Source organism: Martinezella sp. CNPSo 3890, assembly GCF_057784455.1.
The window spans coordinates 274,764-287,013 of sequence record NZ_JBXSOR010000001.1 but is presented as its reverse complement, the minus strand read 5'-3'; the positions used below and the strand labels follow the sequence as shown (position 1 = coordinate 287,013).

Genomic DNA, 12,250 nt, shown 5'->3' with positions numbered 1-12,250 from the left:
TCTTAACAAAGGATGCCAAGACGACAGTCATTCGGCGTCGGCGATAAGTTGCCGTCGGGGGTGATATCATTGTAACATTTATCTATTTTGCGCCTTCAGGGCACCGCGCATATGCTTCTGAAATACCGTTTCGATGATATCGGGACTAACCGGTTTCAGGATGACGTCGTCCATGCCGACATCGGCGCACTCCTTGCGGTCGCGCTCGAAAGCCTGCGTCAGAACACCGATGATCGGCGTATAGGAGCCGGTACCCTTTTCCGCGCCGCGGATCAGCCGGGTGGATTCAAAGCCATTCAGTCCCGGCAACGAAATGTCCATCAGGATCAGTTCCGGACGATGCTCCTGCCACAGGCGCACCGCCTCGTCACCACTTGCGGCGATCACATAGCTGTATCCCAAGCCCTCAAGGATCTGCGAGAAGACGATCTGGTTGATATCATTGTCTTCTGCAACCAGAATCTGCGCCCGGCGCTCCTCTCCGGTCGCACGCCGCCATTCGGGCGCGATCCCCGGCTCCATGCTCTCGCCAGGCTCGCCACGAATGTTGCGATTGAAATGGCGCGCGATCAGGAAGGCAAGCTCGGTTGCCAGCTGCGATCCGTTCAGCGACAACGCGGCTAGGTTCTGCCGCTCGGCCAGCTCAATTCCGCGCTTGCCGAGCTGGTTGTCGACGATGACCAGATCGATCTTGACGCCATGCGCGCTTGCCACGTCCAGAAATGCCGCCTCTTCGTTCTCGTTGTGTACGACGCAGGCTTCGAAGCCGTATTTCTCGAGCGTCTTCAGAGCCGCCGTTTCGGCAGCGAAATCCGGCGTGACGACGAGCACCTTGCGGCCGCTGAAATTCTCCGGAACGAAGGTCTCCATCGCCGCCGGACGGCGCGAAATGGTCTGCAGCGCGACCATCGGAACATAGGCGCGGCGATAGGAGCGATCGCCGTTTTCCCGAATGCTCGACGCGAGCGCGAACTCGTCGAAGTCGCCGCCATCCTTGGGCAGGTCCTGCATGGTGCAGACCAGGAAATAGCGGCCCGGCTTGCCGATGCGCTGCTTGCGGGTGACGATATCGCGCTCGACACCGTCGCGGGCGATCTGACGCTGCCGCGAGATCGACATTTCACCGGTCTCGATCACATGCCGATCGCTCTCATAGAAGCGATTGGCAAGGTCGGTGGAAAAGATATCGATGCTCTTGCGACCGCGCACTTCGTCAGCCGCCGTCTGGTACTTGTCGCAGAACGCCCGGTTGACTGCGACGTAGACGAGATTCTGGTCCTTGACGAAAACCGGAAAGGGCAAGTTGTCAAGAATATCCTCTGTCAGCTGCACGCGCTCCATGTCGACGCGCCATTGCTCTTCGCGTTTCCTGGCTTCGGAAACATCGGAAATAATGCAGAAACCGATACCCGAAGATAGCCGTCGGTTGAGGACGCGCACCCAGCGGTCGTCGGCAAAATGCTCGGTGGTCTCGAAGCGTTCGCGCCAATGGGTGGCTATGCGCTGCGATATCCAATCGTCGCGGCTCGCAGCTGTTTTGGTCTGATGCCGCTGATAGGCTACTCCAGTATCGAAGACGGCGCCTAGAAAATCGCGCAGCCGCGTGGAAGGTTGCAGGAAATCAGGCGTGATTGGGAAGAAGTTCAGAACCTGACGGCTGGCAAACAGCAAGAGGTCGTTCTTGTCGTAGGCGAAAAAGGCGCTGGAAAGACCATCGCAAAAGGCATCGAAGAACATCGTCTGCAGACTGCCGCCGAAAGGCGCATCAGCCGTCATCATTGCCAAAGCTGCCTTTTCAGTCTCGGCAGTCATTCGTCGGATTCCTACGCTCAACCAGTTTCACAACTCGGCAAATCGACAGGGCGGCATTCGCTCTGCAAGGTAAGTTCATGGGAGTTGCATGCTGGCCTTGGCACTTGAAGCAGATGGCACCTGGCTCCATTTTGACTGATGGCCACCAACCTGCCATCGAGAGCCCTCAGCATGCACGAAACGCGCCACCTGCGGTCATTTCAAGTTCTGTCTCCGCAACCTGTCATCATTCCCTTAAACATTGATTAAATTTCTTAACAAAGTCCCCATGTAAACGGGTGGATCAAGGCCGTAAAATCGCCTTTCCTCTTCCCTCGCCGCCGCGAATCCACGAGAATGCAGCCATGGCCATCAAGCAACTTTCCGAGACCCTGATCAATCAGATCGCCGCCGGCGAAGTCATCGAACGCCCGGCGAGCGCCGCCAAGGAACTGATCGAAAACGCGCTCGATGCCGGTGCAACCCGCATCGAGATCGCGACCGCTGGCGGCGGCAAGGCTCTGCTAAGGGTGACCGATAACGGCTCGGGCATGGAGGAAACCGACCTCGAACTCGCGGTACGGCGCCACTGCACCTCGAAGATTTCCGATACGCTGGAAGACATTCGCACCCTCGGTTTTCGCGGCGAGGCCTTGCCCTCCATCGGCTCGGTGGCGAAGCTTTCGATCGCAAGCCGCAGAGTGGGTGCGGCTGGCGGCGCCGAGATCGCGGTTGCAGGCGGCAAGGTTCTGCATCTGCGCCCGGTGGCCGCCAATCCGGGCACGATCGTCGAGGTACGCGACCTGTTTTTTGCGACGCCGGCGCGCCTGAAATTCCTGAAGACGGAAAAGGCGGAGGCAGCCGCGATCACCGAGGTCGTCAAGCGCATGGCGATTGCCTTTCCACGCGTGCGCTTTGTCCTGTCGGGTACCGACCGCTCGACGCTGGAATTTCCCGCGACCGGCGATGATCATCTCGCCCGCATGGCACAGATACTGGGTGCCGATTTCAAGGACAACGCCATCGCGCTCGATGCCGTGCGTGAGGATGTGAGCCTTACCGGTTTTGCCGGCGTGCCGACCTTCAACCGCGGCAACTCCGCGCATCAATATGCTTTCGTCAATGGCCGGCCGGTGCAGGACAAGCTGATCCTCTCGGCGATCCGCGGCGCCTATGCCGAAACCATCCCTGCCGGACGCTATCCCATCGCCGTCCTTTCCCTGAGGCTCGATCCGGCGCTTGTCGACGTCAATGTACATCCGGCGAAATCCGACGTGCGCTTCCGCGATCCAGGGCTGGTGCGCGGCCTGATCGTCGGTGCCGTGCGCGAAGCGCTGGCGCGCGAGGGCGACCGCGCGGCTACGACCGGCGCAGACGGCATGTTGCGCGCCTTCACCGCCGGACGATCCGCCTTTCAGCAGGGTGGGCGACCCTCGCCAGCGCCGACCCCTTGGACGGCCGAAACGTCGCCATCCCGTCCCTGCGAAAGAGCGGCGGCAGCGGCAGGCTACGGATTTGCCGAAAGACCGCAGGCTGCTTTCGACGGCCTTGCCACGCCGACTGCACGTGCCGAAGTCGCCCCGCCGCTGCAATCAGCACGTGCCGAGGAGCCCGCTCGCTTTCCGCTGGGCGCTGCCCGCGCCCAGCTGCATGAGAATTATATCGTCGCCCAGACGGAAAACGGCCTTGTCATAGTCGATCAGCATGCCGCGCATGAGCGGCTGGTGTTCGAGGCCATGCGTAAGGCGCTGCATTCGAAGCGGCTTTCCTCGCAGGTACTGCTGATTCCGGAAATCGTCGACCTGCCCGAAGAGGATTGCGACCGGTTGATGGTATTTGCTGAAGAACTCGGCGAACTCGGGCTCGCGATCGAACGCTTCGGCCCCGGCGCAGTCGCCGTACGGGAGACGCCGGCGATGCTCGGCGAAGTCGATGCGCAGGGCCTGATCCGACAGTTGGCCGACGAGATCGCCGAATGGGATACAGCCTCTGGCCTTGCCGCCAAGCTGGAATATGTGGCCGCGACCATGGCCTGCCACGGTTCGGTGCGATCCGGCCGGCGCCTGCGCCCGGAAGAGATGAATGCGCTTTTGCGCCAGATGGAAGCCACGCCCGGCTCCGGACAATGCAATCACGGCAGGCCGACCTATATAGAGTTGAAGCTTACGGACATCGAACGACTGTTCGGGCGCAGCTAACCTCAGCCATTTCCAAAAGGAACTTTTCCGGGGAATAGTCTGGAAAAGTCGCGTCTGCTGCGTAATTTTAAAGTGTCACAGCGACCTTTGCGCGTCATATTTGACGTGCGGCGCTGTAGTGCGGTATGGCAAATAGATGACAGAGATCAAGGACGGCATCAGATGAATCTTTTCGAAGGACATGGAAACCGCGAGGCGAAAGTTCGCTATCTCGACGGCGATTTCCAGATCCTGATGCCGGGCTCCTATGTCGTCTGCGCGATGACGGGTAAACACATCGCTCTCGATGAACTGCGCTACTGGAGCGTTGCCCGCCAAGAGCCCTATGCCGACGTCATCACCTCGCTCGAAGCCGAAAAACGCGCCGGCGCACTGCCCAATCAGAAGCGCTGATTTTTACATGCTGAATAGTCCGGCCTGGCTTTAGGTCGATTTGCTGCGCTTTTCCCGCAAGCGTCGTTCGCGCGCGGCTGCAATGGCCCGGTCGATGATCAGCGCCGGCGCTTGCGGATCGGCAAAGACCATGTCGATCTCGACCACCCTGCAGCGCTGCAGCAATTCCTCGGTGCGGCCATGATGGCCGATCAAGCGCACGTAGTCCTTCGAGGTGGTGACGATCTCGAGCCCTTCGCGCGAGGCGATGTCGAGCATGTCGGAGACGTCGTCTTCGCCAGGATGTTCGTGATCTCCGAAGCTGCGCCGGACGGCGATCTCAGCCCCTAGCGTCTCCACTGTGCGGAAGAACTTGGCGGGATCGGCGATGCCGGCGAAGGCAAGTACCTTGCGGCCGCGCAAATCCTCCTGCCCACGCACCCTGATGCTTGCGGAAAAGAAGGGCTTGCCCGCCCTTGCCGCAAGACGCACGACGCGATCGGCGGCAGTGCCCTCGCCGACTTTCAGCAGGCCGGATGCAAAGAGGAGCTGCGTGCGCAGCGGCGCGCGCACAGGACCGCCTGGAACGAGGTGCCCGTTGCCGATACCTCTGCCGGCATCGATCACCACAAGGGCATAGTCGATGGCGAGCTGCGCGCTCTGGAAACCGTCATCCATGATGATGATGTCGGCGCCCTCGCGCACCAGCCTTTCCGCGCCATCGGCCCGACGACGGGCAATGACCGTCAGCGCCTCGTGGGCAAGCAGCAGCGGCTCGTCACCAACAGCCGTGGCATGATGGTGCGAGGGATCAACGATCGTGGTGACATCGAGCGAGCCGCCATAACCGCGGCTCAGGAAACCAGGCTTCAGCCCCTTCGCCTTCACGGCCTGGGCAAGTGCAAGCGCCGTCGGCGTCTTGCCGGCGCCGCCGACCGTGAAATTACCGACGCAGATAACAGGCACCGGCACGGAAACCCGTTTGCCATTCACCATGCGACGCCCGGCGATACGGCCGTATAGGAACGAAAAGGGTGAGAGCCCCCAGGCACGCCAATCCGGCTTTCGCCACCAGAAAGGTGGGGCTTCCGATACCATGCGTCTAATCCAGCCCTATTCTTGTGCCCGCGACAAAGCGGCAAGAAAGGCCAGATTGCGTGAAAAAGCAAGCCATTGCCAGGATCAGGCCGATTGTGCCACAGGCAGGAGCAGGCTTTCCAGCTCGGTAATGTCGTTGAGGCAATAGTCCGATGCCGCCGTCAGCGTTTCGCGCGAGCCGGTGCCCGTCAACACGCCGACGGTCAGGCCCACACCGGCATTGCGGCCCATGTGGAGATCATGATTATTGTCGCCGACGACGGCGACCTGTGCCGGCGAAAGGCCGGTCGCGGCGTAAAAGCCGAGTACCATTCCAGGCTCCGGCTTGGTGCCGAAGCCACTGTCGTAGCCGGCGATGTAATCGACATAGTCGATGAAGCCGAAGCGGCGTGCTGTCTGGCGGATAGAGCGCTCATTATCGCTGGAGGCAACGCCGAGTTTGTAGCCGCGCTCGTGCAGGCGCCGGAAGAAGGCGGCGAGATCTGTCACCGGCGAGGAGAAATCGGCCGCATGCGCAAAAAGCGCATCGAGTTTTTTCACCAGTTCCGCGACATCCACTTTCGAGCCAGCAGCCACCAGCCCCTCGGAAATCTGCCTGGTATTGCCGGCGGCAAGCAGGCTGTCGGGCACAATATGGCCGGAAATCGGGTCCATGCCGCAGGCGGAGAGAAGGTGATCGGCGAGGATAGGATCGTCTTGAGCAGCGATGCGTGCGAGCTCGCGATTGACCGGCAGCCAGCTCTGGTCATAATCGAGCAACGTTCCGTCCTTATCGAAAAGAATGCCCGCAATCGCTCCCAGCTTGGCCGCTGTCATGCCCTTCCCTTCTTATCCGTTCGCCATCGTCTTCGGCATCAGCCGCGCCTTGACCGAAAGCGGATTGATATAGGGCTCCAGCCCCTTCACCGTTGCTGCCAGTGCACCACGCATTTCATGCACGGCTGCGAAGCCGGCATCGATCATGCTGCGCCGTGCCGTGTCGTTGGTGAGCAAATAATGCACGCCGCGCGCCAGCATCTCGGTATCGCGCACCATGCGGGCGCTGCCGCGGCGGGCGAGCAGCTGATAGGAATCGCGGAAATTCTGGACATGACCGCCGGTCAGGATCGCGCAACCGAGCATGGCCGGCTCAAGCGGATTCTGGCCTCCTTCATTGAACAGCGACTTGCCCATGAAGGCGACTTCGGTCATCCGCAGATAAAGCCCCATCTCGCCTATGGTATCGCCAAGGAAGACATCGACATCGGACGAAAGGATATCGTTGCGAGTGCGGCGCGCCACTTTGAGACCCTGTTCCGCGAGCATAGCCTCGATCGCGTCGCTGCGCTCGGGATGGCGCGGCACGATGATGGTAAGCTGGCCGTTATGCTCCTTCAGCATCGAATGGACGGAGGCTGCAGCACCCTCCTCGCCCTCGAAAGTGGAGACCGCGGCCCAGGTCTTGCGGTCGCCGATCTGCTTCATGTAGCCGGCGAGCGTCGGTGCATCATATGACGGTGCATCCGTATCCACTTTGAGATTGCCCGATTTCAGAACCTGCAAAGCGCCGAGATCGCGGAAGCGTTCGGCATCGAGGTCGGACTGGGCCACGACCAGGGCCAGATTTTCAAACAACGCCTCGGCAAGCGAGAGATGCCGGCTCCAGCGTTCAAAGGATCGATCCGACATGCGGGCGTTGACGAGGATCTGCGGAATGCGCTTGCGGCCAAGCTCCATGATCGTCGTCGGCCAGATCTCGGATTCGGCAAAAATGGCGCAATCGGGCTGCCAGTAGTCGAGGAAGCGCTTAATGGCGGGCTTGAGATCGAGCGGCACGTATTGATGGATGACCTCTTCGCCAAGACGTTGCTGCGCAACCTTGGCGGAGGTGATCGTGCCCGTCGTCAGGATGACATGGATATCGCGACGACGGATTTCTCGGATGAGCGGAATGACGGCCGAGGTTTCCCCCACGCTCGCGGCATGGAACCAGATCAACGGCCCCTGCGGGCGGTTGGCGCTCGCATAACCCGAGCGCTCCAGTTTGCGGGAACTATCTTCCTTGCCCTTGGCCGCGCGAACCGCGAGATAAGGCCCGATGAATGGATAGACTGCGATTCCGCCAAAGCGATAGGCGCTCAAGGCAAGACGCGCCCTGAGGCTACTCATTTCGTTCGCCTCCTATCCCAGCTGATCACCATCAATGCCAAATCCCGATTATCAACCGGCCGAATAAACAGCCGAATTTTCGTTCTTATTGTGTCAAAGATACTGCTTCATGACCGGATTTAAAGCGACGGGGCTGTACCGGATAGAGATATCAAATGCAAAATTCGGTGCGAGGCGCTCAGGATGCCGCTTTTTCCTGCGGATCGAGCAAGCGATGCAGGTGGACAATGAAATAACGCATATGGGCATTGTCAACGGTCTGCTGCGCCTTGGACTTCCATGCCACCAGCGCGCTTGCATAGTCGGGATACATGCCGACGATATCGAGCTCGTTGAGATTGCGGAACTGGACCTCTTCGAGGTTTTCCAATTCACCGCCGAAGACAAGGTGCAGGAGCTGCTTTTTGCCGCTGGTATCAGTCATTTTCGTCTCTTTCTACTGTCGTCCCCCTCCGTCCTTCATCTGCGGGATTTTGACGGAAAGGTCAACCGTCTCGTCGGTTCGATAGTTGACGGAGAAACTCCGGTAATTGCGATGCCGATGCGCCACAAAGCTCGTCATGCGATACTTCGGCGCGATTGTAGCTGAGGGTATTGCCCGAAAGGTCCACGAGCGCGCCGCCGGCCCGCTCCAGAATGAGATCGGCGGCGGCCAGATCCCAGTCATGCGAGTTGCGCTTGACGATCGTTCCTTCGAGGCGCCCGTCCGCCACCATGGCGAGGCGATAGGCAAGTGACGGCACGTGCTTCACCCGCTCGACCGTCTTGCGGAAATCCGGATCGACGCCCTTCAGCATATCCTCGCCGGTCGCCAGCCGATGGATGTCATCACCGACTCTCTGAGACACGCGGATCGGCTTGCCGTTCTTCAGGGCCTCCCCACCAGCCGTCGCCACGAAAAGCTCGTCAAGCGCCGGCGCGTAGAGCACGCCCGCCACAGGCCGCCCATCGGTGACGACGGCGACGCTGACGCACCAAAGATCCAGGCCCGCAAGAAATCCCCTGGTGCCGTCGATGGGATCGACGACGAAGACGGTCTCGTGCTTCAGACGCTCGGCATCGTCGTCGGTTTCCTCGGAAAGCCAGCCGTAGTCCGGGCGCGCCGAGCGCAATGTGACGGCAAGGCTTTCGTTCGCCGCAAAATCGGCAGCACTGACCGGGGACTGGCCGTTGTTCTTCCACCAGACCTCTGGCGATTGCCGGAAGAAACCGAGAGCGATCTTGCCCGCCTCGAGCGCGGCACCCACGATCAGGTCCACGTCGCTCAATTGGCCGGCCTTGCTATCGATCATTGATTAATTCCAATCTCCGCTCGTTTCTCAGCGGCCTGCCAGCGTCATGCCCTCAATGGCAAGCGTCGGAGCAGCGATGCCGAAATCGCGGTCGATGTCGTTTGCCGGCGTCACGCGCATGAACATGTCCTTCAGGTTGGAGGCGATCGTCACCTCCGAAACCGGGAAGGTCAATTCGCCGTTCTCGATCCAGAAACCGGTGGCGCCGCGGCTGTACTCGCCTGTTATCATGTTAACGCCCTGGCCGATCAACTCGGTAACATAGAAGCCGGTTCCGACGTTGCGGATCAGGTCCTCCGGCGAAATATCGCCCGGCTCCAGCGCCAGGTTGGTGGACGCGGGCGATACGGACGTACCGCCGCGTACGCCGCGGCCGTTGGTCTTCAGTCCGCCGCCGATTTCCCGCGCGGTTGCCGTGGACAGGAACCAGGACTGCAACACGCCGTCCTCGATCATGACGAGCCGCTTGCCCGATACGCCCTCGCCGTCGAAGGGGCGCGAGGATGGGCCACGCACGATCAGCGGATCGTCCGTGATCGAGAGGCCCGATTTCAGCACCTGCTGACCCATCTTGTCGCGCAGGAAGCTGGTCTTGCGGGCGACGGAAGCGCCATTGATCGCGCCGGCAATATGGCCGACGAAGCCGCGGGCGACGCGCGGGTCGAAAACGACGGTGATGTTCTTGCCCGTCGGAACCTGACGCGGATTGAGGCGCTTGACGACTCGTTCGCCAGCGCGGCGGCCGATCTCCTCGGCTGCATCAAGATCGGCGAAATAGAGGCGGCTGTCGAAATCATAGTCGCGCTCCATGCCGGTGCCTTCGCCAGCAATAACGCTGACGGAGCGCCCGAAGCGCGAGCCCATATAATAGCCGGCAAAACCATGTGAGGTGACGAGCACGAGGCCGCCCATGCCGGCCGAAGCGCCGGCACCGGAAGAATTGGTGACGCCAGGAACAGCGAGTGCCGCAGCTTCTGTCGCAAGGGCCGCTTCGCGCAGCTGCTCCGTGGAGACCTCGGTCGGATCGAACAGTTCGAGATCGGGATAGCTCTTGGCGAGATCCGCTTGGTCAGCGAGGCAGGCAAAGGGATCTTCCGGAGAAACCTTGGCCATGGCGACCGCGCGTTCGGCAAGAGCGTTGAGATCGAAGCCGGGATTGGCCGAAACACTCGCCACGCGATTGCCGACGAAGACCCTCAGCGAGAAGTCGTCGCTCTCGGAGGATTCCGTGCCTTCGACCTTGCCGAGACGGATGCTGACGGAATGGGCCCTCGACCGCACCACGACGGCATCGGCGGCATCCGCACCGGCTTTCCGGGCGAGGTCGATCAACTGGCTGGCACGGGAAAGCAGAGTGGCGGAATCGATTTCAGAGGTCATGACTTGGCCTTTCCTTCGCGTTCCATTTATTGTGCACTACATAAAGCATCAAGGGCGGCAAAGCCGATTCTTGTTCTAATCCCTTCACGCATGGTTGTTTATCATGACCAAGCGTCGCAACACCGCCTGCCCCACGGAAAGAAACAGACGATGTCCGCCCCCAATACGCTTTTCACTGAAACCCTGCTGCTGCTCGGCGGTGCCGTCGTCACGGCGCCTATCTTCAAGAAACTGGGGCTTGGCACGGTGCTCGGCTATCTCGCCGCCGGCGTTGTGATCGGGCCGATTCTCCACAGCATCAGCGACAGCGAGGCCGTGCTGGCCGTGGCCGAACTCGGCGTCGTCTTCCTGCTCTTCATCATCGGCCTGGAACTGAAGCCGTCACGCCTCTGGCAGATGCGGCGCGATATTTTCGGTCTCGGCACGGCACAGGTGGTTCTCAGCGGACTTGCACTGATGGTGGCCGCCTATTTCGGCGGCATTGCGGGCTGGAAGGGCAGCATCATCATCGGCTTCGGCCTGGCGCTTTCCTCGACGGCGTTCGCGATGCAGATCCTCGAACAGCAGGGCGACGTCAACACGAAATACGGCCAGCGCTCCTTCTCGATGCTGCTGCTGCAGGATCTTGCCATCGTGCCGCTGCTGGCGCTGATCACCGTGCTCGACGGCGCGCAGGAAACCGCCAATCCACTGCCAAGTCTCGCCATTGCCATCGGCGCAGTGGCAGCGATGATCATCGCGGGGCGCTATCTGCTGACGCCGCTGTTTCAGGTGATCGCACGCACCGGCGCACGGGAAGCGATGATTGCCGCAGCCCTGTTCGTCGTCATGGGATCGGCAACGCTGATGCAGCTCGCCGGCCTCTCCATGGCGATGGGGGCCTTTCTCTCCGGCGTGATGCTGGCGGAATCCTCCTATCGGCATGAGCTGGAAGCAGATATCGAGCCCTTCCGCGGCGTATTGCTCGCCATTTTCTTCATCGCAGTCGGCCTATCGCTGAAACTCGACGTCATCCTCGACAACTGGGTGATGATCGTGCTCGCCGTCCCGGTAATGATGGTCATCAAGGCGGTCGTGATCTATGCGCTCTGCCGGGTCGCAGGCTCGCCGCACAATGATGCCGTGCGTATCGCGGGGCTGCTGCCGCAAGGCGGCGAATTCGGTTTCGTGCTCTTCAGCGCGGCCAGCGCCAGCGGCAATCTTTTCTCGGCGAACGCGGCATCGATGCTGATCGCCATCGTGACGCTGTCGATGGCGCTGACACCGCTCAGTTCCGCGCTGGCGAAACGGCTGGTGAAGGGCGATACGCAGGAAGAACTGGACGAGGATTTCGAGGGCGCCGGTTCCGATGTGCTGATGATCGGCTTTTCGCGTTTCGGCCAGATTGCCGCACAGATCCTGCTTGCCAGCGGCCGCGACGTGACCGTGATCGATTTCTCCGCCGACCGCATCCGCCAGGCATCGAGCTTCGGCTTCCGGATCTATTTCGGCGACGGCACACGCAAGGACGTGCTGCGCTCTGCTGGTATCGATCGCGCCAAGATCGTCGTCGTCAGCACGCATCTGCGCGAGGTGACGGACAAGATCGTCGAACTTGTGCAGACGGATTATCCGCATGCGCGCCTTTTCGTCCGCTCTTATGACCGTATTCACTCGATCGAGCTGCGTCACAAGGGCGTGGATTATGAGCTGCGCGAGACGCTGGAATCCGGTCTGCTCTTCGGCCGCCGCACCCTGGAAGCACTTGGCGTCAGCGAAGCTGAGGCCTATGAAATCGGCGAGGACATCCGCAAGCGCGACGAGCAAAGGCTCGTACTACAGGTGAGCGAGGGCCTGCAGGCCGGGACAGACATGCTCTATTCGCGCCCGGTCAAGCCCGAACCGCTGGTCAAGCCGAAGCGTGCCGCCGACACTTACAGCGACGCCGACGATCTGGTGGCATTGCCGCAAGAAGAGCCGGAGCGGGTTTAG

The 12,250-nt window shown here is 60.9% G+C and carries 10 protein-coding genes; 3 read left to right on the top strand and 7 right to left on the bottom strand.

The window, feature by feature from the left end; all coding sequences use genetic code 11:
- Positions 1–78: 78 nt before the first annotated feature.
- Positions 79–1,812, bottom strand: coding sequence for a response regulator (locus tag AC13RC_RS01380; protein ID WP_488556276.1), 1,734 nt, complete (start codon positions 1,810–1,812; stop codon positions 79–81).
- A gap of 344 nt (positions 1,813–2,156) precedes the next feature.
- Between AC13RC_RS01380 and mutL the strand changes: the two genes are divergently transcribed.
- Together mutL and AC13RC_RS01370 are read left to right on the top strand one after the other, a co-directional pair.
- Positions 2,157–3,989, top strand: coding sequence for a DNA mismatch repair endonuclease MutL (gene mutL / locus AC13RC_RS01375; protein ID WP_488556275.1), 1,833 nt, complete (start codon positions 2,157–2,159; stop codon positions 3,987–3,989).
- A 162-nt stretch (positions 3,990–4,151) separates the two neighbouring features.
- Positions 4,152–4,382 carry a DUF2093 domain-containing protein gene (locus AC13RC_RS01370; RefSeq protein ID WP_069612411.1) on the top strand — a complete coding sequence of 77 codons (231 nt, stop codon included), beginning with the start codon at positions 4,152–4,154 and terminating at the stop codon, positions 4,380–4,382.
- Between the two features lie 30 nt (positions 4,383–4,412).
- Here the strand turns inward: AC13RC_RS01370 and lpxK are convergent, their stop codons facing one another.
- From lpxK to AC13RC_RS01340, 6 genes are all read right to left on the bottom strand, one after another.
- On the bottom strand, positions 4,413–5,459 hold the full coding sequence (gene lpxK / locus AC13RC_RS01365) for a tetraacyldisaccharide 4'-kinase (protein WP_488556274.1): 1,047 nt from the start codon (positions 5,457–5,459) through the stop codon (positions 4,413–4,415).
- 84 nt (positions 5,460–5,543) lie between these two features.
- Positions 5,544–6,275, bottom strand: a complete 732-nt coding sequence (locus AC13RC_RS01360) for an HAD family hydrolase (protein WP_488556273.1) — start codon at positions 6,273–6,275, stop codon at positions 5,544–5,546.
- A 12-nt stretch (positions 6,276–6,287) separates the two neighbouring features.
- Positions 6,288–7,607, bottom strand: a complete 1,320-nt coding sequence (gene waaA / locus AC13RC_RS01355) for a lipid IV(A) 3-deoxy-D-manno-octulosonic acid transferase (RefSeq protein WP_152095511.1) — start codon at positions 7,605–7,607, stop codon at positions 6,288–6,290.
- 178 nt (positions 7,608–7,785) lie between these two features.
- Positions 7,786–8,031 carry a DUF4170 domain-containing protein gene (locus AC13RC_RS01350; RefSeq protein ID WP_015338950.1) on the bottom strand — a complete coding sequence of 82 codons (246 nt, stop codon included), beginning with the start codon at positions 8,029–8,031 and terminating at the stop codon, positions 7,786–7,788.
- 61 nt (positions 8,032–8,092) lie between these two features.
- Complete coding sequence (locus AC13RC_RS01345) at positions 8,093–8,899, bottom strand: 3'(2'),5'-bisphosphate nucleotidase CysQ (RefSeq protein WP_145322630.1); 807 nt, start codon at positions 8,897–8,899, stop codon at positions 8,093–8,095.
- 27 nt (positions 8,900–8,926) lie between these two features.
- The gene (locus AC13RC_RS01340) at positions 8,927–10,279 is read right to left on the bottom strand and encodes a TldD/PmbA family protein (RefSeq protein ID WP_488556272.1); all 1,353 of its coding nucleotides are present in this window, start codon (positions 10,277–10,279) and stop codon (positions 8,927–8,929) included.
- A gap of 150 nt (positions 10,280–10,429) precedes the next feature.
- On the opposite strand from AC13RC_RS01340, the gene AC13RC_RS01335 reads away from it, so the two are divergent.
- Positions 10,430–12,250, top strand: a complete 1,821-nt coding sequence (locus AC13RC_RS01335; protein ID WP_488556271.1) for a monovalent cation:proton antiporter-2 (CPA2) family protein — start codon at positions 10,430–10,432, stop codon at positions 12,248–12,250.

Excerpts from the sequence above, each read along its gene's own strand:
- AC13RC_RS01360 (WP_488556273.1), bottom strand. The coding sequence starts at position 6,275 with ATGACAGCGGCCAAGCTGGGAGCGATTGCGGGCATTCTTTTCGATAAG.
- AC13RC_RS01345 (WP_145322630.1), bottom strand. The coding sequence starts at position 8,899 with ATGATCGATAGCAAGGCCGGCCAATTGAGCGACGTGGACCTGATCGTG.
- AC13RC_RS01340 (WP_488556272.1), bottom strand. The coding sequence starts at position 10,279 with ATGACCTCTGAAATCGATTCCGCCACTCTGCTTTCCCGTGCCAGCCAG.
- lpxK (WP_488556274.1), bottom strand. The coding sequence starts at position 5,459 with ATGGTATCGGAAGCCCCACCTTTCTGGTGGCGAAAGCCGGATTGGCGT.
- AC13RC_RS01350 (WP_015338950.1), bottom strand. The coding sequence starts at position 8,031 with ATGACTGATACCAGCGGCAAAAAGCAGCTCCTGCACCTTGTCTTCGGC.
- AC13RC_RS01380 (WP_488556276.1), bottom strand. The coding sequence starts at position 1,812 with ATGACTGCCGAGACTGAAAAGGCAGCTTTGGCAATGATGACGGCTGAT.
- mutL (WP_488556275.1), top strand. The coding sequence starts at position 2,157 with ATGGCCATCAAGCAACTTTCCGAGACCCTGATCAATCAGATCGCCGCC.
- waaA (WP_152095511.1), bottom strand. The coding sequence starts at position 7,607 with ATGAGTAGCCTCAGGGCGCGTCTTGCCTTGAGCGCCTATCGCTTTGGC.
- AC13RC_RS01335 (WP_488556271.1), top strand. The coding sequence starts at position 10,430 with ATGTCCGCCCCCAATACGCTTTTCACTGAAACCCTGCTGCTGCTCGGC.
- AC13RC_RS01370 (WP_069612411.1), top strand. The coding sequence starts at position 4,152 with ATGAATCTTTTCGAAGGACATGGAAACCGCGAGGCGAAAGTTCGCTAT.